Genomic DNA, 20,498 nt, shown 5'->3' with positions numbered 1-20,498 from the left:
CCAGGAGCAATCAGGGATTGTTTCGCTTCTCCCCATTTGCTAAACTTATGTTTGGCAAAAAGAGAATCCCTTATAAAAAGGGAGTTGGGAAAATGGGGAAAGAAACGCTTACTCTCGTGTTTCTGTTGGTGAGTGGACTTTTGTTTGGCAGCATTATCGGGGAGATTTTAAGTCCCTGGCTACCTTTTTTGACCAAGAGCAAAGAGATTACTTGGTCGCCTGCGGCAGATTTAGAAATTTTGAAGTACGAACTGAACTTTCAGGTAAAACTAAATCTAGCCAGTATCGGAGGCTTAGCCCTCGCATTTTGGATACATCGACGAATAAAGTAGGTTGAAAAATGACGAAAAAAAATGTTCCTCTCATTCTGGCTTCATCTTCGCCGCGTCGAAGGGAGCTTCTGCAAACTTTAGGCTTATCATTTACCGTCATCACCAGTGATGTAGATGAGACGACAGCAGGCCATTTATCTGCGAGCGAAGTAGTAGAAGAATTGTCTTTGCGCAAGGCCAAGGAAGTGGCTTCTCGCTTGACGGAAGGCGTCGTTTTAGGATCTGATACGGTAGTCGTTCTTGATGGCCAAATATTGGGCAAGCCTGTTGATGAAATGGACGCATATCGTATGTTGTCCATGCTCCAGGGGCAAGAGCATACCGTTTATAGTGGAGTCGCCTTGATAGATGTGGAGACAGGCCGTGCGGAAGTCTCACATAGTCTGACAGACGTAAGAATTCGAGCTTTAACAGAGCAAGAAATCAAGTCGTACATTGCGACAGGTGAGCCGATGGATAAAGCGGGCTCATACGCCATTCAGGGTATTGGAGCCACGATCGTGGAAGGAATAACCGGAGACTACTTCACTGTTGTTGGTCTTCCGTTAGGCCTGACGTCTGCTCTTTTGACACGTTTTGGGATGCCAATATTGTAAAGTTGTCATGCTTGGAACAAGCGGCGACGGCCATACGCCTCATGAACATCTCCATGTCAGCCGTTTTCGATAATGTGAATATGGCTGGAGGCGGATATAAAATGGCAACAAATACCTGTAACAAAACGCTGTTGAAAAACGTCCCTTACTATGACCGTCCACGTGAACGACTGCTTCGCGAAGGAGCGGTCCATCTGTCTGATACTGAACTTCTTGCCATTTTACTGCGGACAGGCAGGGAACAAGAGACGGCTCATCAGCTGGCTCAGCGCTTGTTAGCCAGGTTTGGAGACCTGCGTGGTTTAGCCCAAGCTTCTCATGCTGAGTTAACAGAGCTAAAAGGAATTGGTCCAGTCAAAGCGATTGAATTGCATGCTGCGTTTGAGCTTGGGCGTAGATTGATGGGAGTGCCTCGAGAGTATAGGGCTTCTATCCGTTTACCACGGGACGTAGCTGATTTGATGTCGCCAGAGCTTGCTCATTTGACACAGGAACATTTTGTCTGTCTCTTTCTGAATACCAAGAACCACGTGATTGGCAAGCAGACGATTTTCGTAGGCAGTCTGGACGCTTCCATCGTACACCCGAGAGAAGTCTTTAAAGAAGCGATCCGTCGTAGCAGCGCATCGGTGATATGCCTACATAACCATCGGAGAAAGAAAATGTTTATATCTTAAAACATCTCTGTTATATTAAGTGTTGGTTAATAATATTAACTAGCACTTAATTGGAGAGGTTGCCAGATGATAGACAGACCATATTTAGCCGTGACCAATTTTGCTAAAGAAGATATTAAGGCAATAACTTATGAGGAATCAGTGATTTATCAAGCCAAATTAATAGGTATGTGGGAGCAACAACAAAAAGTGTTAGGTTACACTGAGGCATCTATTGCTCTTAACATACGGAACATTAACGAATTTGTTGATGGCGCTGGTAAATTCATATGGGAAGTCACTGCTAAAGATGTTGATCACTTTTATTTGGGGTTAGTAGGTCGAGGGCTGGCATATTCAACGAGAAGAAAATACCAATCGAACATAACAACGTTTCTCGACTATCTGAGGTCAAGACATAGTCATGAGATTTGGGAAAAATATAGGGTGCCCGTACCAACGGTACTCGATAAATTTAACCGTCATCACCATAGAAAGGATGATAATGAAGGGAAGGTAATCCCTCCTGATCCAATTATCCTTTTACGCTTTTGGGATGGCTTAAAAGAAAAAATGCAAACAGCAAGAAAGTATTCTACTTATGCAAGAGACTATGTCCTTTTTAGGATGCTGGAACTGACTGGTCTTAGAATATTTGAAGCTGTGATGTTAGATGTAAAAGACTGTCGTTTTGACCTCGGGGATAAAGGGAAGTTACATGTTCGTTTTGGCAAAGGATCTAAAGGTACTGGTTACAAACATAGATGGGTTCCTTTACTCGACGGTGTTGAAGAATTACTCAAGTGGTACTTGGTCAGAGTACGCCCTTTATTTGCAGATGGACCTGGCCCATTATTTCTCTCTGAAAACGGTAGAAGATTAGGTCGTGATTCAGCTCGTGGTAATTTAAGAAGACGACAAATCGAATTGGGCTTTAACGAAGATGAGATTTTTAGTCCACACCAGCTGCGTCATTCATTTGCGACTCGCCAAACAGAACTGGGCGTTGACCTTATTACGTTAAAAACATTGCTTGGTCATGTAGATATCGCAACTACATTTACCTATTCAACACCAGGATCTAATTTTCTTGAAACAAGAGTAAGAATGGCACAAGAAAAGTGGCGGAAACAACTTGCTGATTATGGAAAAGAAAAAGGGGGTGTAGCTGATGGCTCTGGAATGGAGACTGAGGAAGGTAATGGCTGATCGGGGTATTTGGTCAGGGTCTGAACTCGGAAGATTATTGAAGGCAAAAACGGGATATAGTCTTTCTGCTCCAGCAATTAGTGGCCTTATGACTGGCGAACCAAAGCAGGTAAAGGCTGAGACAATGGACGCACTATGTACAGTTTTGGAGTGCTCGCCGAGCGATCTGTGGAAGCACACCCCGACTTTCATTAAATCAGAAGGTACCAAAATCACTTTATCCAAAGCTGTGAACGATTCAATGATAGATAAGCTTCCGCCAATTTAAGGTGATGAAAATGGACTGTAATCTAAACGCTTTTCATCAAAAATGGGCTGAAGACTTGTTTTTTAGCTATGTTGACTTCGTACGGGGTTCTGGAGTTGGATCTGATACGGTCAAACGATATACCTCTAAGGCCAGAATCGTTTTTCAGAGGGTTGATAATGAGTTAGGAAAACCCGGTGAGCTGACAGAGGAATGGTTTGCCCGAACTCTTAGTGAACTGGCACATCAAAGAGGTATAGGAAAGAGCTTACGAATTTTTCTGGAGCAACAAAATATCCTTTCAGTCGTTACACAAGATGCTCAACTCGAAAAGCAAATTAGTAGCGCATTAGATAGATGCCCGAAGGGATATCGCCGCCTCTTAGAAGTGTACTGTAATGATCGGAAGAAGCTAAGGCAAAGGCAGATAAGTAACAACGAGAGGAAGCCACTATCTCTTAAAACAATTCTGAGTGACCTTACTATATTCAATCGTTTTGTATATTGGGTAGTTGAATTTTACCCAGAGGTTAGTTCTTGGGACCTTGTACAGGAGCATCATGTCCACACATTCTTGTTAACACTTACTCAGAGGCACCGGGAGATAGTTCGAAAAGATCTCCACATGCTGTTCAGGTTTGCGAAAAAGAAGAGACTGATCGTTCATGTACCAATCATGGATTTCCCTGCAAGAGAGCTGCCTGCAAACGAGGCACATTTTTTAACGTTAGAAGAGCAGGTTCATATTGCTCAGACCATAAGTTCAAAGGCAATTGAAGATCCGGTGGGTAGTATACTGAGCAGCTTTTGCTTATTTCATGGCTTAAGTAGTGAACAGATAAGAATGATCACTATTGCTGATGTTGATTTGGATTGTAAGAAGATCAATATACTTGGAAGGCCGGCTTTGTTCTTAGCGGCCGAAGATTTAGGCCTCTTAAACGAATATGCTAAGTGCCGTGCTGAGATAAGAAACTCATCGCAAAAAAAGTATCTATTTCTTAGCAAGGATAATAGCGGGTTATATGAGGACAAACCAGTAAGTAAAAAATTCGTATTGGATAAGGTCAGGACCCTCACGGGTTACACTCCTAAAACACTGCGGATAACCTGTTTCAATGCAATTGCAGCTGAATTTGGATCACAAATGTTAATCGATGCATTCGGGTTGTCGATGACCCAATCAGCACGCTATGGAAAGTTTGAGGAATATTTGCTGGAAGAAGAAATAGGAAATCAGCGGAAATAGGAACGGGGTGTACATATGAGTGATGGTGACCAGCTAAAAGATTTAATTAACAAGTTGCCCTTTCAAAAATTAGATGTGAAACCACCGAAGTTCGAGATAAACATCGATCCGCTCAGGCATTTTAATCAGGGCGAGATGTTAAAGCCAATTCAGGAGGCAGCCAGGGAAATACAATTGCAGCATGATAGAAAAATGGCTTTGTTGGAACAGATGGTAGAAAAACCTAAACCGGTTCAACAGATTAACACTCTCATCCAAAACAGTGGTACCATCCAGAACTTACAAAATAACTATGATAGCTCAACGGGTATCCAAAATGTCACTAATAATAGTGGCTTAACTCCTGAAGAATACACCAAGTTATTTCAGGGAATGAGGGAATTGGTCTCGCTTCTTAATGTTGAGAAAGCAAAAGATGCAGAAGAGATCATCGACCAATTAGATGACGAACTTTCTAAGGATGAGCCCAGAAGAGGTATTGTAAAGGCTTCTGCATCATACTTAACATCGCTGTTCAAAGAAGTCATTGCAGATCCGTTAAAATCAGTCGCAAAGGGTCAATTTACTGATTACGCAAAAGTAAAGGCACCCGAAGTTTTGAATGGATTGGATGAGTTGGTTTCAAACATGTTATGAGCCTTGCACTATTAGTCACTGACGAGACTATTTAGTAACTCTTGGGAGAGACTAAATGCGTATAAGTTTAAGTGATGTTTAACATAGACAAAGCAAACTTACCCATTTCCATCCGAGCGGTGATCCGACACCTAGCAGGGAAGACATCGCGATTACGCACACATTGCGTGACGCTGGTGAACTGGTGGGGATTTCATTGTTGGATCATGTTATTATCGGGGAAGGCAAGTACGTTAGTCTCAAAGAGCAAGGGTACTTGTAACAAGTTTTTACGTGCAAGATTAATCATCGATACGTTTATGAATTCTTGTGCGCATGAAAACCTTCCACAAAAACGCGGTCGCTCTACCTTGGAGAGGCCTCGATAGAGGTTCTCTTATGCTTGTCATTTGGATTAATATTTGGAAGGAGTTTTTTTATGTTTGGTGGATTTACACGTGACTTGGGGATAGACCTCGGCACTGCCAATACACTTGTTTTTGTGAAGGGTAAAGGAATTGTGGTGCGTGAGCCTTCTGTTGTAGCGATTCGTACCAATAACAATTCCATTGAAGCAGTAGGGAATGCAGCGAAAAGTATGATTGGTCGTACGCCAGGTAATATCGTAGCGGTTCGTCCAATGAAAGACGGGGTTATTGCTGACTTTGATACTACTGCGACGATGATGCGCTATTTCATCAATCAAGCACAAAAAAATCAAGGGCTGTTTACGCGTCGTCCCAACGTAATGGTTTGTGTACCTTCGGGAATTACTGCGGTGGAAAAGCGCGCAGTCGAAGACGCTACGAAGCAGGCTGGGGCGAAGGAAGCCTATACGATTGAAGAGCCGTTTGCAGCAGCGATCGGTGCAGACCTGCCAGTGTGGGAACCGACGGGAAGTATGGTCGTTGACATTGGCGGCGGTACAACAGAAGTCGCAATCATTTCACTCGGGGGGATTGTTACTTCCCGCTCCATTCGTGTAGCAGGAGATGAGATGGACGAGGCGATCATTCAGTACATCAAGCGCCGTTACAACTTGATGATCGGGGAACGGACAGCAGAAACATTGAAGCTGGAGATCGGCTCTGCGATTGCTCCTGATGAGGTCGAGAACGTAGACATTCGCGGTCGTGACCTTGTAACCGGATTGCCAAAAACGCTCTCGGTCAGCAGCACAGAGATTGCCGAAGCATTGGCGGAAACCATTTCTGCTATCGTAGAGTCAGTGAAGGTAACACTCGAAAAAAGCCCGCCTGAACTCGCGGCGGACATCATGGATCGTGGAATTGTACTCACAGGCGGCGGTGCGCTCTTGCGTAACATGGATCGCCTGTTAAGTAAGGAAACGGGTATGCCCGTGCATGTCGCGGAAAACGCACTGGATTGCGTAGCGATTGGAACAGGTCGTGCATTGGAGAACATTCACCTGTTCAAATCCAAGCAAGGCATCACCTCTTCCCGACTAAAACGGGGTAAATAAACGGAGGGTAGGGCATGTCGTTTTTCGGGAATAAGCGGCTTATCATTGTACTTGTAGGCTTGGTCCTGCTTATCTCCGTCGTGGGCTTCACTTCTCGTGAACGGGTTAGCCTGACCTGGCCAGAAATGTTCTTCAAGGATACCTTCAGCGTGGTGCAGGGCTTTTTTTATCGCCCTGCCCAGGCTGTTTCTGGCTTTTTTCAGGAAATTGAAGATGCGTACGGTGTTTATGAAGAAAACAAGGCGCTTAAGGCAAGCTTGGATCAATACGCCCGTCTAAGTGCCGAATTGTACACACTCAAAGCAGATAATCAGCGCCTTCGAGAAATGGTGGGGGCAAAAGATTCACTTAAATCTTACAATCTTCACTTTGCGGAAGTCGTGGCGAGAAACCCTGATACATGGAACAATGTCGTTACCATCGATCAAGGATTAAAAAGTGGCATCAAAAAGGATATGGCTGTCATTACAGCCAAAGGAATGATCGGCCGTGTACAGAGTGTTGCCAACTTTTCAGCTACGGTTGAATTGTTGACGAGCTATGAGCGACGTGACCATATCTCAGCAGATATTTTGACGGAGCAGACAGTCGACGGCAAGCCTGTGTACCGTCCAATTAGTGGTGTCATCGAAGAATACGATCCGCAAGAAAGATTGCTCGTCATGCGCAAAATCCCTTGGGGACAGGCAATTAAAAAAGATCAGCAAGTTATTTCATCAGGTTTGGGAGGCGTTGTTCCTCGCAATTTGCCGATTGGCTATATTGTTCGCGTTGAACCAGATGATTATGGCTTGACTCAAACCGCCTACATCCAGCCGAGCGCTGATTTTTCACAATTGAATGAAGTCATGGTAGTAGAACGAGACTTTACGATCGCTCCCAATGGCGAATTGATCCCGCAACAGCCAACCGGACAGACACAAACACAGAAGCAAACGCCTGTGCCTCCGGCTTCACCTGCTAGCGGGGGTGGTCAGTAATGGCCCGGTTTTTATTGACGTTGGGCGTCGTGGTTATGTTTGTTTTGGAAGGTACTGTGATGCAAGTATTTTCACCTGGTACATGGGGTCTGTCTTGGATGACAGTACCCCGGTTTGCGCTTGTCTGCTGTATCTTTATATCGATGTACCTTGGCAGGCGCGAAGGCTTGTATTATGGGATCGCCTTCGGATTTTTACAAGATGTCCTGTTTGGGCAACTAATTGGAATCTATACCATGTCCATGATGGTGGCCAGCTACTTTGCAGGGATGATCGTTCTTTTGTTCCAGAGAGGGTTCGGGATGGTTTTTATTACCAGCTTCCTGATTTTGTTCGGACATGAGTGGCTTTTGTATTCCTTGTTCCGCTTGTTTTCCGCTGCCCCCTTCGATGTTCAATGGATTTTGACACATCAAATTTTGCCTAGTGTGCTGTTTAATCTCGCTTTTGGCTTACTGGTATACTTTCCGATCAAGAATGTATGCAACAAGATTCTGGCGAAAAAGGAAATGCACATGCAGTAAGGGCAAAGGAGAGGAGAGTTCGTGGAAGAAGTCAAAGAACCGAAATCAGACATACCTGTTCGGCTCAATATATTGTTTGTGATTGTATTTTTGTTCTTCGCCGCCATTATTTTACGGCTAGCCTTTGTGCAGCTGGTGGAAGGCGAACAGTATACACATGAATTGGAAAAGTTCAGTATTCGCGAACTGCCGATTTCCGCTCCTCGTGGCCGTATCTTGGATAAAAATGGCGAGGTACTCGTTTCGAATAAGCCTGTGTACACCGTTCAATACGTTGAAGAACAAGGGCAGGACATTGATGAAGAGAAAGTTGCAGACCGTCTGGCAAAAATCCTCATACCCGATGGCGGCAAAATTGGTACGGATAAGGAACTGTTAAAGAAGACGATTGATCTGAGATCAACTTTGCCCGTTGCTTTCAATGCGCAGGAAACAAACGACCTCAAGGCAAAGGTTGCGACGAAGTTAAAAGCCGTTCCGAAAGTAGAGACCGTCGATCAGATGTCGGACTTTGAGCTGGTAAAAACCGCCATTTATCTTGGGATGCGCGTTCGTTCTCCCTTTGATGACAAGGAGAGAGCAGACCTTATAAAGAAACTGAATGCTGCCAAGAAGGGTACACCCGCTATTACGGAAGCGAACACTTCGGACTTCGAGCTGTTAAAAATGGCGATAAACGCCAATATGACCCTCACTCTGAAACTGGACAAGGAAGATCGCAATGACCTCGCCAAAAAAGTGAAGGATCAGATCGGAGTTTTGCCTACTCCCGAAGGCTTGGCAGAAAAGTCTGACATGGATTTGCTGCGCTATGCCTCGTTGTTCGACATGGATATCAAACTGCCATTGACAGAGCAGCAACGCCAATTTCAGTGGCACAAGCTCTCGTTGCTGCAGGAGATGCGTTCACCGCAGATGGCCAGCTACATTCCTAGACGTGTCAAGGTCAACATCACGGAGCAGGAAATGTTCCAAATCGAAGAACGACGCACCGAACTGCCGGGAATTAGTGTGGAGCTGGAGCCTGTTCGCCAAATTTTCGAAGATCCGGATGGTTCGGCATTTGGTACTCACTTTCTCGGATACATCAATGCGATTCGACCTGAGAGCTTGAAAGAATATCAGGCACAAGGCTACAACGCTATCGACCGTGTCGGTGTAACCGGTCTGGAGAGCTCCTATGAACGTTATTTGCGCGGCAAAAACGGGATTATGGAAGTGCACGTGAACAAAAATTCGGAGACGGTAGAGAAGAAGATGCACCAGGAACCTAAGCCAGGAAATGATCTTGTTTTGGCCATGGACTGGCGCTATCAAAGCAAGGTAGAGGCCATCTTGAAAGAAGAGGTAGAAGCATTCAAGAAGCGCCCGACTACGCCAAAAGAATTTAAGGACGCACACGTATTGGTGATGAATCCGAATACAGGTGAAATATTGGCGATGGCGAGTTATCCGGATTACAATTTGAATCTGTATTACGACCGCAAGAAATTCAACGAGAATTACACCTCGCTTATTTTGCCGAACGAATCAAACCGCTTCATTTATACGCCGTACCCACCTGCTTCTACCTACAAGCCGCTGTCTGTCATGATTGCGCTTCAGGAGGGGCTGACTACACCAAACGAGATCATTTATGACCGAGGCGGTTTGAATGTCGGTAACACGTATAAACGCAACTGGAAGGCAAGTGGTCATGGACCTGTTAACGCTCGTCGTGCCTTGCAGGTATCGAACAATACGTATATGTACGAAATGGCGATTCGCTTAGCAAGAAAAGGGAAAGAAGGCTGGGAGAAGCAGTTTTCTGTCTACGATTACTACAATGCCCAGTTTGGTCTTGGTGTGAAAACAGGTGTGGATTTGCCGAATGAACATACCGGTTGGGAAAACCAGAACCTTTACTACGGGAACTTGGCGGACGTGATGATTGGTCAATACGATCTGTTCACGCCGATGCAGCTGGGCCAATACGTATCAACCATTGCCAATGGAGGATATCGGGTACGCCCACATCTTGTAAAAGAAATTCGCAAAGGAACCACCGATCCGAAAAAACCAGGACAAACGCTCTCGGTTATTGAACCACAAGTGCTCAACCGGGTTGATATCGATCCGAAGCATATACAGGTGGTAAAAGAAGGAATGCGGATGGTTACTCAGCCAGGTGGTACCGTTCAACGATTCAATGGGCTGCCTTTCACGGTTGCAGCCAAGTCTGGTACGGCACAAACGTCGCAGCCAGCGGAAAATGCACTGGTTGTCGGATTTGCGCCTTATGAAAATCCTCAACTTGTTTTCGTCGTCATTGCGCCGAACAGTTTGAGAGACGGTACATCCAGTTCTGATGCTACTGGTCCAATCTCGCGTCGATTGCTCGAAGCTTACAATGAACTGAATCCAGGTGTCCTTACTGGTGGGGTTCCGAAGCCGAATCCACCGTCCTCGAAGTAACCGCAATGGTTGTCCAGGGTAATTAAGCCCGAGAGAATAATGGAGTCAAGCTCTTGTAAAGTGCCACCATCTGACCCGATTCGGCAATTTTTTCACGCAGAGCAGGAAAAATCTTTCTGTATGGCGAATGGTATCGGTCGAGGTGAAACCGGTGACGACTGTGAAAAGCAAGGTCACGATCAAAGGGACTAAAGACGGTCTCGTCTTCTTTATGGATGATACCTGTTCCTTCGACGAACTACTGGCCGATATGCGTGAAAAAATAGAGCATAGCCACCAACAGATTTTGTCGGGGCCACTCATTCGGGTATCTATAAAATTGGGAAAACGATACTGCTCACCCGAGCAACAAGAGCAGTTGACTCAAATTATTCGAACGAAGGGCAACCTGGTGATCCATACAATCGAATCTGATTTGATCACGCGGGAAGAAGCTATGGCTGAACGCCTGAAAACCCATTTTTCCATACAGGTAAATACGGTACGCTCTGGGCAAGTACTGGAGTTTGACGGTGATTTGCTCTTATTGGGAGATGTCAATCCCGGGGGGACGGTTCGCAGTACAGGAAGCATCTACGTGCTGGGGCATCTCAGAGGGTACGCGCACGCAGGTATTTCCGGTGACTCACAGGTAATTATTGCGGCTGCAGTCATGAGTCCTACCCAGTTGCGGATTGCAGATGTGATCAGCAAGCCGGGTGAGGAATGGACGAATAATTCCGGAGGCACAGAATTTGCCTATCTGGAAAATGAGATCATGCTGGTAGCGAAAATGAACTACTTGTCGCGAATCCGCCCTGATTTGGGTGAGAAAAAGCGTGAGGGTTGAGGGAAAGAGGAGGAACGGACGTGGGGATTGGAATTGTCGTAACTTCCGGTAAAGGCGGCGTGGGTAAGACGACCACTTCCGCCAATTTGGGAACGGCGCTCGCATTGTTGGGACAAAAAGTGTGCATGGTAGATACCGATATTGGCTTGCGCAATCTGGATGTAGTCATGGGACTTGAGAACCGAATTATTTATGATCTGGTAGATGTTGCAGAAGGCGCATGCCGACTGCCGCAAGCTCTGATCAAAGACAAGCGGTTTGACAATCTGGCATTGCTCCCGGCTGCTCAGACCAAAGACAAATCAGCAGTAACTCCTGAGCAGATGGAGGAAATCATTACGCAACTGAAGCGGGAATATGATTATGTCATCATCGATTGCCCTGCGGGTATTGAGCAAGGCTTCCGCAATGCAGTGGCAGGGGCTGATCAAGCAATCGTCGTGACTACACCTGAAAAAGCTGCGGTGCGTGATGCTGATAGGATTATTGGACTATTAGAGCGAGAAAAAATCGGAATGCCTAAGCTGGTAATCAATCGCGTTCGCTCCCATATGGTGAAAAATGGCGACATGCTGGATGTAGAAGACATTTTGGATTTGTTAGCCATTGACTTAATTGGTGTAGTGCCGGATGATGATCATATCATTAAATCCGCGAACCAAGGTGAGCCGGCTGTGATGAACCACGAATCACGTGCTTCCATCGCGTATCGGAACGTTGCTCGTCGCCTTTTGGGTGAAGCTGTTCCATTGCAACCATTGGAAGAAAAAGCGGGCGTGTTCCATAAAATGCGTAAATTCTTTGGATTAAAATAGGTAATACATGGCTCCCTTCTTTTATAGAGGGGAGTCACGTTTTCTAGGAGGAAACGGATGGACCTGGAAAAACGTCATTTAAAAACCATTGACTGGACCATCATTTTGATTTTGGCAGGGCTGGGTATCTTCAGCTATCTGGGGATTTCCGGTTCTGCGGCAGGCGTAGATAAGGCGCATCGGCAGGTCCTTTGGTATGTCATCGGCTTTATTGTGCTAGGTGTGACATTGCTATTTGACTATCGCCTATTCCACAACATGGCCTATGTCTTATATGCACTCGGTCTGATTCTTTTGATCGGGGTATTTCAAACGAAGCCCATTAACAATACGACAAGCTGGTATGACCTTGGTCCTGTGTTGTTTCAGCCTTCTGAACCGATGAAGCTGTTCACGATCATTACGGTGGCCCGCTTCTTGTCCAGGAGGGCAAACGATCCGGATCGGTTTTACTATTTTTATAAGCTGATTCCGGTAATGGCCTTGGTTGGTGTACCATTGCTTTTGATTTTGGTTCAGCCCGATTTGGGTACGGCCATGGTCTATACGGGGATGCTGGCCACTATGCTAATCGTTGGTGGTATACGGATGAAGCATGTATTGTATATGGGAGGGCTGGTCGGCAGCTTTTTTGCCGCCATGACACTGTTGTATCAATACAAGCAGGATATCTTTTTCAAGATAATCAAGCCGTATCAATGGGATCGGATTGTCTTTTGGATGAACCCGGATCTTGAACCGATGGGACGAGGGTTCCAGCTCAAGCAAGCATTGATTGCTATCGGCTCAGGGCAACTGTTCGGAAAAGGGATTGATACGCCGACGCAAGCGAGCTTTGGATGGGTGCCGGTAGGAGAAAGTGATTTTATCTTTACCGTCATTGCAGAAAAGCTGGGCTTTGTCGGAGCTGGATTGCTGATGATTCTGTTTTTCGTTTTAATTTACCGAATGATTCGCATTGCGATGGAGGCAAAAGATCCGTTCGGCTCCTATGTTGTCGCGGGTGTCGTAGGGATGCTTACGTTCCAGATCTTTGAGAACATCGGGATGACGATTCAGTTGATGCCGATTACGGGTATTCCGCTTCCGTTCATTAGCTATGGAGGGAGCTCACTTGTAACCAACTTCCTGATCATTGGTGTGGTGCTCAATATTGGGATGCGCAAGGACAAGTTGCGTTTTGATTAAAGGAGTAGTTCCAAAAGTCATCTGGTTCTCGCCGCTTTCTCGGTGCTGAATAGATGACTTTTTGAACACTCACGAAATGCGTGACAAATGCAAATACTTATGCTAAAATCATCCTAAGTTAACCATTTTTACAAGTTATAGTGTTTGATTGATTGGTATGGAGTCGTACGTATTGTGAGTGACGTCACCAATTGTCAATCGCAATTCGTATGACTTTTTTTCCTTGACGCAAAAGGCTTATCTGTAAAAAAGAGGTTAACGCTACACTCTTTCGCCTCGTGGGGCGTAATGTTCAGGGAGGTTTTGTTTCATGCAACAAGGTATCGTAAAATGGTTTAACGCAGAAAAAGGATACGGCTTCATCCAAGTTGAGGGTGGCGACGACGTATTCGTACATTACAGCGCAATCCAGTCAGAAGGTTTCAAATCTCTTGACGAAGGTCAAAAGGTTGAGTTCGAAATCGTTCAAGGTAGCCGTGGACCACAAGCTGCTAGCGTAACTAAACTGTAAATTTGACAGATTCAAAGGCAGTCTCTCAATAGGGAGACTGTCTTTTTTGCGTATTTACACCCGATACACTGTAGCGGTGGAGAGGGGCAACGGTCGTCATAAAGCAGGTAGACAAGTCATAGGATGATACTAAAGGCTTGGCCTGCGGAGGGATGGACATGTTTGAAAGAGTAGATCGCGTAAAAGAAAGACGGAGGGAGCGTTTGGAACGAATCCGAACACAGTCACGAGACAGCTATACTCCCTACGTCGATGATTGGAAAGATCCCATCGAAGAAACGCCAAACCCATTCAGTTACTCGCCGCGCGAGAACGAAATGATGGACCAGCCACCGTCCCATGAAAAGTGGGGCGTACAAATTTTAGCATCTGTCTTGTTGATTGGAGCTGCTTATGTTTTGTTTCAAACGACGTTGATCCCTGCCTCTTGGAAAAGCTCCGCGAGGGAAGTCATGACACGGGATTTTAATTTTTCAGGAGTAGCGGACTGGTATGAAGCAAGATTTGGTCCGATCCCGACGATGCTTCCTTCGATACCTGCCAATCCCCCTGCGGTGCCAGCTACGAGCACAACGAAGGACGCAGCTGCTGTGTGGAAGCTTCCCAGCAGCTGGAAAGTCGTAAAATCCTATGATCCAGAGAGCGCAAATGTGATCCTGCATACGGGAATGAACGATCAAATCACGATTGGTGAAGCTGGCTGGGTCGCTTTTGTCGGTGAAAAGCCTGATTATGGGACGACAGTGATTGTTCGTCTAACCAAAGGACGGGAGATATGGCTGGGCAATCTCGATAGTATAGGGGTGACGAAGGACGAGGTACTAACGCCTGGTCAAGTCATCGGAACCGCTCGGGTAATGGATCAGACATCTCGTCATCTGTATGTAGGGGCAAAAGTGAATGAGCAATTTGTCAATCCCTTGGAAGTGATTCCGTTTGAATAGGGGAGGCTGGCTCGACATTCGGTTTCGCATTCACCTGCTTTTTTGGGCGGTGATCGGCTTGTCCGTGGTGACAGGCCATTTTTTGGAGGTCATTACGCTGTTTGTCATTGTGCTGATCCATGAATTGGGGCATGTAGCGATGGCGCGTGAGCTCGGATGGACCGTAAAGGAAGTGCAGCTTCTGCCTTTTGGTGGAGTAGCGACGATGGAAGACTCGTACGCCACGGACCCAATGGATGAGATTGTCGTGGCACTCGCTGGGCCCTTCTTAAATATGGTGATGATGGCTGCTTCGTACTTGTTTTGGTTTATGGGGATATGGACAGAAGAGTGGGCCCGCTTTTTCTTGGTAAGCAATTTGACGATTGCACTGTTTAACCTGTTGCCAATTTGGCCGTTGGATGGCGGGAGAATCTTGTTGGCCGTTCTATGCTGGTTTATGTCATATAGGCAGGCGACGATGATATCGATGACAGGGAGTACGCTGTTTGCAGGGATCATGGTGGGGATGTCCAGCTTGGAGTTGAAGTACAACGTAGCAGTTATCGGGATTTATTTATTGGTGTTGAACATTCAGGCATTTTTACGGTTTCCTTATCAATTTTTTCGCTTTCTTGTGGAAAAATACGACAGGCAGCAAGAAGAAGCTGCCGTTCAAGCGATACGCGTGCATCCCGAGGAAACGGTACTGGCTGTCTCGCACAAGCTGCGGCGGGGATGCTCCCATCTTTTCTACGTGCAAGGGGCGGGTCTCTTGGCAGAGGAACAGCTTTTGTATGCCCTTCTTTTTGAGCAAAAGCACAACGCCGCCGTGGGCAGGCTCCTTTAGACCTTAGTCAGCAGGAGCGATCCATTCCATCAGCCAGCAATCACGCATGCTTCCTTCGTGCCATTCGTGCAGAGGAAGCTCTTTTACTTTTCGAAAGCCACATTTTTCGTAGCAACGGAGGGCTCGTTCATTCCAGGCTTGCGGGTCAATCGCTACTTTTTGTGCTCGTTTTTCCGTGTGAAGATAGTGGAGGATGGCTTTAACAAGCTGAGTACCGATACCGCGATTCCAGTAAGCAGGCTCTCCGATGAACTGGTCCATGCCGTAAACGACGTCGTCTTTTGCATACCCATACAGTTGTTTTTCCGGGGCATCGAGCGGATAAAATTGCGCATAGCCAATCGGTTTGTCCGCGTACAAGATCAGGCAGCGAGTTTCACCATCGTCTTCCGGGAAAAAGCTTTGCTGCACGAGCTTCTCGTCATGCGGCCGATCACGACCTTCATAATAGGCCAAGACGCGCTCGTCAGAAAGCCATTTGACTAAATGAGTGGTATCATTGGGGGATAAGGCTCTTATTTTTAGATCACCTGTTCAGAGAAAATAAAGTATTAGACTGATGTTGTTGATTTGATGCTATTTCTGTCTAAGAAAGCTCTTTACTTTAGAAAAATAGATATTAGACTATTCAATCCTTCCATACAAAAAGGCCAGTCAGAACACAAAAATAAAGTGTTAGAGTGGCCTGGTTTATTGAGCTATCGTACCCGTTATCTCAATGCAACTATGTGTCGCTCACGATCTTCAACGCAAGCGACCCAGCATTGCGTTAGCCCCGAGGAACGCAAAACGATCAAAATCAAAGGAAACGACAGATTGGACGAAAAACGGTTAACCCGTCTACTCACGCATACATCCTCTGCTATCTATCCTTGCCTTGCCATTAGCAGAATTAGCCTATTTGCCCCTATAGTATAGTGGCTGCAAACAGGCTATTTAATTCCGCTTATATCATGATACGTCTTTGTTCAATGCCAGCCACTGCACCGCCAACTCGAACTTGGATGATTTCACCGCTCTCGCTCAGGCGCAAACTTGCCTTGATTTCAGAAGGACAATCCATCGAATACCCTTGCCTGAACATGACATGCTCCACTTCCTGCAAAGATCGTTGGCCATGTTGGTACAAATAACTGAGCAGGGCACCGTTGGATGTTCCTGTCGCGCTTTCCTCGGGAATATCGTACAGCGGCGCAAAATTCCGGCATTCCGCAGCAGCATCGTCTGGAGTATCCATCGTGAACAGATGATATCCAACCACATCATATTTTTCGCTGATGGCGGTTATAGCGTCAAAATTGGGCTGAACCTCATACAAGAGCTTCCTGCTGCGGATCGGGATAAAAATGTCCCGCAGTCCCGTCGAAACAATTTGGATGGGTAACCCGGTTTCCAGATCCTTGGTATCCATTCCCAAGGATGGGGCTATTTCCTCACAGGATAGCCTTTCAAGAAATTTTGGTAAAGCCTGTGACAAATAAACAAGACCCTCGGAGCTAATATCGACATCCAAAATCCCTGCCTTGGTTTCTATCGTATAGAAGGTCCCTTCCTTTGCCAAACCCAGCGCATGCATGAGTCCAAATGCAGCAATCGTGGCGTGTCCGCACAGATCAACTTCGCTGGCGGGGGTGAAATAGCGGATTTTGTAATCCGCAAGCAAGGATTTTTCCATAAAGGCCGTCTCCGAAAGGCCCAATTCTTTCGCGATGAGCTGCATATCTGCAGCATCCAGCGACAGGCCATCCTCTAAGACAACACCTGCAGGATTACCGCCACGCTCCCCTTTCGAAAACGCATTTAACGTATACACTTCCACATTCATGTTCCGCTCGTCCTCTCCTTATCTTCAAAAAAACGATGTGCTCAACAGCACGTCCCACTCGCTGCCATGAGACGGATGTCTTAGACTGCCGCTGTTGTCGTTTAACTAACGTTTCCCGTTAGCTTAACGATACTGTTGTTCTCTTATTTCAAATTATTCCAGATTTAATCTTTCCGCTATGCTTTCCAAACTACAAATGGAATTAATGACAGCGGTTTTACTTTTAATTTTAATGGTCATCTTATTTTAGCCACTATGATTACGCTAACCTGCCAGTTAACTTAATGAAGCTTCCGCAAGTCTAATACTTTATTTTCTTAGTCTTCAACTATTTTCCGAGTCTAACACTTTATTTTTCAGTCTAATACTTTATTTTCTTTGGACATCACCAGCATGAATCATGGTTTATCTCCTTTACCTTGACTTGGTAGCTATGTTAGATTACTTCCTATGAGCCCGGTTATCCTTCTTTGGGGCAACGTTTGCACGGGGAATAAGGAGTGAAGGCAGTGAAGCAAGTAGCGATCAGTGCACAAGGTGGCAGCATCCGCATCGCATTTATAGAAAACGGGAAATTGCAGGAATGGCGTACACAGGATGTAGGGGCACACGCAAGTGTTGGTGACATTTATCAAGGACGGATCGCAGATGTGAGGCCTGGCATCCAATCCGCCTTTGTTGATATTGGTACAGGCCAAAATGCTTATTTGTATGTAGATGACACGGTCGGTTTAGAGTCGGGTGGAGCAGCGAAACCAAGTATTGCGGAACGCGTTCACGTAGGACAAAAGGTATTGGTTCAAGTGACTAAAGAGGCAATGGAAATGAAGGCGCCAAAAATCTCGATGCGGATCAGCTTGCAGGGGCGTTACCTGGTGTACCTTCCGACTGAAGAAAGCATATCGCTTTCGCGTAAAATAACCGATGATACCAAACGAAAACGACTGCAACAAGTGATCTCTTCGACAGTAGCGCAAGGAGAAGGCTGTATTCTGCGCACGGAAGCGGCGGAAGCAGAAGAGCAGACACTCATTCGTGAACTGACCTATTTGCGCAATCGCTGGCAGGATATGCTGCGAACAGCGGAGGGACTGCGCTCGACCGGGCGGATTTTTCAGGATGCAGAGTTGATCGAGGTGGCGCTCCGAGATGGTTTGGCAAACGGAATGGATGAGCTGTTGGTAGAAGGTGCGGCGACTCATCAGCAGGTAAAAGAGGCGTTGGCAGCTTTTGCTCCGGAAGTACAAGAGAAGCTTCGCTGGTATCAGGGCAAACAGCCGCTCTTTGACTTCTTGGGTGTCGAGGCGGAGCTGATTCGTGCTCGTGATCGACAAGTGCCGCTCAAGAGTGGAGGGTCCTTGGTCATCGACAGGACAGAAGCGATGACGGTCATCGATGTAAATACCGGTTCGTTCACAGGCGGGGGAGGGCAACAGCGGGAGCAGGCAGTGACGGCGACCAATCTGGAGGCGGCAACTGAAATTGCCCGGCAGCTGCGCTTGCGAGACATCGGTGGCATCGTGATCATTGATTTCATCGACATGAAAGAGCAGAGCAATAAGGAGCGAGTGATCTCGCGATTGAAACAAGAGCTGGCGAAGGACCCTGTGCCTTCGACTGTTCTCGGGATGACGTCGCTCGGATTAGTCGAGATGACGCGAAAAAGAGTTCGTGCGAGCCTGATGGAGCGGTTGACGGAGCCGTGTGAGGCATGCAAGGGCCGAGGGAGAGTTTGGCGAGTAGACGAGCTGTTCCGGCGCTTGTACGCCGAAGTCACGGCACTGGCAAAGAGCCAAGATGTGGAGGCTGTTCTCGTGGACATGCCGCCAAGATTGTTGGATATGATAGAGGCGTGGGAAAAAGCAGAGGCAATTACATGGCCTGTCCATGTCTATAAGCAGCTTGTCCCTTCTATGAGCCCAGACGAGTTTCGAATTGGGTACGTCGGAAATCGGGCAGAGGCACAGCGTTTACAATCGAAATAACTTGACTGGGCTATTGTATCTATGATAACCTAATGGTTGTCATGCAGATATGCCTCGTGCATACTGTAACCGCACGAATCAGGTACATAAGCCGTCGCTCGTCGACGCACCTGTAAAGGCGAGTCTGAGTATAGGAGGTGCACACAGTGTACGCAATTATCGAAACCGGTGGAAAGCAATACAAAGTTGAAGAGGGAGCAGTTCTCTTCATCGAGAAATTGGCTGGCAACGAAGGAGACGTTGTTACTTTTGACAAAGTTCTCTTCGTAAGCAAAGACGGCAAAGTTACTGCAGGAGCTCCTACAGTAGCTGGTGCAACGGTAACTGGTAAAGTAGAAAAACACGGTAAAGCTGCAAAAATTATCGTGTACAAATACAAAGCCAAGAAAAACTACCGTCGCAAGCAAGGTCACCGTCAACCATTCACCAAAGTTGTGATCGAGAAGATCAACGCTTAATTGGTGACTTGTTATGATTGAAGTGATCGTGAGCCGTGCGCAGCACGGTATCCATGAAATTAGTATTTCCGGACATGCCAATGCGGGTGCCTATGGGGCAGACATCGTTTGTTCTGCTGTATCAGGCATCAGCTTTGGTATATTAAACGCCATCCAACCTTTGACCGGCATCACTCCTGATGTCGCTGTCGCACAAGAAGGCGGTGGGTTCTTGAAGTGGAGTCTTTCTTCTTCGGATGATGAGACTGCACGCGAGAAACAACAGCTTTTGGCAGAGAGCATGGTAATTGCTCTTTTGTCGGTTGAGGCGAATTACGGTAAATACGTAAAAGTAAATGATCGTAAATGGCAGGGAGGTGTCTGATATGAACATGCTGTTTAACTTGGACCTTCAGTTTTTCGCATCGAAAAAAGGGGTAGGTTCCACAAAGAACGGTCGCGATTCCATTTCCAAACGTCTGGGCGTGAAACGTGGCGACGGGCAATTCGTTACTGCTGGTAACATTCTCGTTCGTCAACGCGGAACAAAGATTTACCCAGGTGCGAACGTAATGAAAGGCGGAGACGACACTCTGTTTGCAACTGCAGATGGTGTTGTTCGTTTCAAGCGTCTGGGCCGTGATCGCAAACAAGTTGTGATCGAGCCAGTTGCTTCCGAAGCGTAAATATTTGTTAAGAAAAACCCAGCGATATAGCTGGGTTTTCTTTTTGTCCGGGTCTTTTTTAACGAGGAGGAATTTAAAAATTCTGGAGCGCATAAAAACTTCCA

At 46.4% G+C, this 20,498-nt stretch carries 22 protein-coding genes, 2 pseudogenes and 1 other annotated feature; of the genes and pseudogenes, 22 read left to right on the top strand and 2 right to left on the bottom strand.

What is annotated here, in order from left to right:
* Nucleotides 1–92: 92 nt before the first annotated feature.
* From EL268_RS20580 to EL268_RS20495, 18 genes and pseudogenes are all read left to right on the top strand, one after another.
* A complete protein-coding gene (locus EL268_RS20580; protein ID WP_007726664.1) occupies nt 93–332 on the top strand; it encodes a DUF4321 domain-containing protein in 240 nt (79 codons plus the stop codon).
* A gap of 8 nt (nt 333–340) precedes the next feature.
* Entirely contained in the window at nt 341–928 is a 588-nt protein-coding gene (locus EL268_RS20575; protein ID WP_106655860.1) for a Maf family protein, read from the top strand.
* A 101-nt stretch (nt 929–1,029) separates the two neighbouring features.
* A pseudogene (gene radC / locus EL268_RS20570) lies at nt 1,030–1,578 on the top strand (RadC family protein); the annotation flags it as partial.
* A 93-nt stretch (nt 1,579–1,671) separates the two neighbouring features.
* A complete protein-coding gene (locus EL268_RS20565) occupies nt 1,672–2,793 on the top strand; it encodes a tyrosine-type recombinase/integrase (RefSeq protein WP_106657694.1) in 1,122 nt (373 codons plus the stop codon).
* Nucleotides 2,756–3,061, top strand: coding sequence for a helix-turn-helix domain-containing protein (locus EL268_RS20560; RefSeq protein WP_106657695.1), 306 nt, complete (start codon nt 2,756–2,758; stop codon nt 3,059–3,061). Before EL268_RS20565 ends, EL268_RS20560 begins: the two co-directional genes overlap by 38 nt.
* A 10-nt stretch (nt 3,062–3,071) precedes the next feature.
* Nucleotides 3,072–4,289, top strand: coding sequence for a site-specific integrase (locus EL268_RS20555; protein WP_126435458.1), 1,218 nt, complete (start codon nt 3,072–3,074; stop codon nt 4,287–4,289).
* A 15-nt stretch (nt 4,290–4,304) separates the two neighbouring features.
* Entirely contained in the window at nt 4,305–4,925 is a 621-nt protein-coding gene (locus tag EL268_RS20550; protein ID WP_106657697.1) for a hypothetical protein, read from the top strand.
* Between the two features lie 103 nt (nt 4,926–5,028).
* Nucleotides 5,029–5,187, top strand: a pseudogene (locus tag EL268_RS20545) (JAB domain-containing protein); the annotation flags it as partial.
* Nucleotides 5,188–5,343: 156 nt separating this feature from the next.
* On the top strand, nt 5,344–6,387 hold the full coding sequence (locus EL268_RS20540) for a rod shape-determining protein (protein WP_016739188.1): 1,044 nt from the start codon (nt 5,344–5,346) through the stop codon (nt 6,385–6,387).
* Nucleotides 6,388–6,401: 14 nt separating this feature from the next.
* Nucleotides 6,402–7,367, top strand: a complete 966-nt coding sequence (gene mreC, locus EL268_RS20535) for a rod shape-determining protein MreC (RefSeq protein WP_106656772.1) — start codon at nt 6,402–6,404, stop codon at nt 7,365–7,367.
* Nucleotides 7,367–7,891: a rod shape-determining protein MreD gene (gene mreD / locus EL268_RS20530; RefSeq protein ID WP_106656771.1), complete on the top strand. Its 525-nt coding sequence runs from the start codon at nt 7,367–7,369 to the stop codon at nt 7,889–7,891. The genes mreC and mreD overlap by 1 nt, the downstream gene beginning before the upstream one ends.
* A gap of 21 nt (nt 7,892–7,912) precedes the next feature.
* On the top strand, nt 7,913–10,345 hold the full coding sequence (locus tag EL268_RS20525) for a peptidoglycan D,D-transpeptidase FtsI family protein (protein ID WP_106656770.1): 2,433 nt from the start codon (nt 7,913–7,915) through the stop codon (nt 10,343–10,345).
* Nucleotides 10,346–10,496: 151 nt separating this feature from the next.
* Nucleotides 10,497–11,174, top strand: a complete 678-nt coding sequence (gene minC / locus EL268_RS20520; protein WP_106656769.1) for a septum site-determining protein MinC — start codon at nt 10,497–10,499, stop codon at nt 11,172–11,174.
* A 20-nt stretch (nt 11,175–11,194) separates the two neighbouring features.
* Nucleotides 11,195–11,989 (top strand): septum site-determining protein MinD, encoded by a 795-nt coding sequence (minD, locus tag EL268_RS20515; protein WP_048032107.1) that lies wholly within the window; start codon nt 11,195–11,197, stop codon nt 11,987–11,989.
* A 57-nt stretch (nt 11,990–12,046) separates the two neighbouring features.
* Complete coding sequence (rodA, locus tag EL268_RS20510) at nt 12,047–13,177, top strand: rod shape-determining protein RodA (RefSeq protein ID WP_106656768.1); 1,131 nt, start codon at nt 12,047–12,049, stop codon at nt 13,175–13,177.
* Nucleotides 13,178–13,487: 310 nt separating this feature from the next.
* Entirely contained in the window at nt 13,488–13,688 is a 201-nt protein-coding gene (locus EL268_RS20505; RefSeq protein ID WP_005832370.1) for a cold-shock protein, read from the top strand.
* Nucleotides 13,689–13,846: 158 nt separating this feature from the next.
* Nucleotides 13,847–14,632, top strand: coding sequence for a M23 family metallopeptidase (locus EL268_RS20500; protein WP_106656767.1), 786 nt, complete (start codon nt 13,847–13,849; stop codon nt 14,630–14,632).
* Nucleotides 14,625–15,461, top strand: a complete 837-nt coding sequence (locus EL268_RS20495; protein WP_106656766.1) for a M50 family metallopeptidase — start codon at nt 14,625–14,627, stop codon at nt 15,459–15,461. The genes EL268_RS20500 and EL268_RS20495 overlap by 8 nt, the downstream gene beginning before the upstream one ends.
* A 3-nt stretch (nt 15,462–15,464) precedes the next feature.
* On the opposite strand, the gene aac(6')-35 is transcribed toward EL268_RS20495, so the two are convergent.
* Complete coding sequence (aac(6')-35, locus tag EL268_RS20490) at nt 15,465–15,980, bottom strand: aminoglycoside 6'-N-acetyltransferase AAC(6')-35 (RefSeq protein ID WP_106656765.1); 516 nt, start codon at nt 15,978–15,980, stop codon at nt 15,465–15,467.
* 427 nt (nt 15,981–16,407) lie between these two features.
* Nucleotides 16,408–17,286: a PhzF family phenazine biosynthesis protein gene (locus tag EL268_RS20485; RefSeq protein ID WP_106656764.1), complete on the bottom strand. Its 879-nt coding sequence runs from the start codon at nt 17,284–17,286 to the stop codon at nt 16,408–16,410.
* Nucleotides 17,287–17,795: 509 nt separating this feature from the next.
* On the opposite strand from EL268_RS20485, the gene EL268_RS20480 reads away from it, so the two are divergent.
* From EL268_RS20480 to rpmA, 4 genes are all read left to right on the top strand, one after another.
* Nucleotides 17,796–19,271, top strand: coding sequence for an Rne/Rng family ribonuclease (locus EL268_RS20480; RefSeq protein WP_106656763.1), 1,476 nt, complete (start codon nt 17,796–17,798; stop codon nt 19,269–19,271).
* Between the two features lie 57 nt (nt 19,272–19,328).
* Nucleotides 19,329–19,407 (top strand) — a sequence feature (ribosomal protein L21 leader region).
* Between the two features lie 10 nt (nt 19,408–19,417).
* A complete protein-coding gene (rplU, locus tag EL268_RS20475; RefSeq protein ID WP_047072807.1) occupies nt 19,418–19,729 on the top strand; it encodes a 50S ribosomal protein L21 in 312 nt (103 codons plus the stop codon).
* Between the two features lie 13 nt (nt 19,730–19,742).
* Entirely contained in the window at nt 19,743–20,093 is a 351-nt protein-coding gene (locus EL268_RS20470; protein WP_012685564.1) for a ribosomal-processing cysteine protease Prp, read from the top strand.
* Between the two features lie 7 nt (nt 20,094–20,100).
* Nucleotides 20,101–20,394, top strand: coding sequence for a 50S ribosomal protein L27 (rpmA, locus tag EL268_RS20465; protein WP_005832382.1), 294 nt, complete (start codon nt 20,101–20,103; stop codon nt 20,392–20,394).
* Nucleotides 20,395–20,498: the final 104 nt, after the last annotated feature.

The sequence above is a fragment of the Brevibacillus brevis genome, assembly GCF_900637055.1.
In the GTDB taxonomy this organism is placed as follows: domain Bacteria; phylum Bacillota; class Bacilli; order Brevibacillales; family Brevibacillaceae; genus Brevibacillus; species Brevibacillus brevis.
The sequence above is the reverse complement of the archived record's forward strand: the minus strand, read 5'-3'. Positions and strand labels throughout refer to the sequence as shown.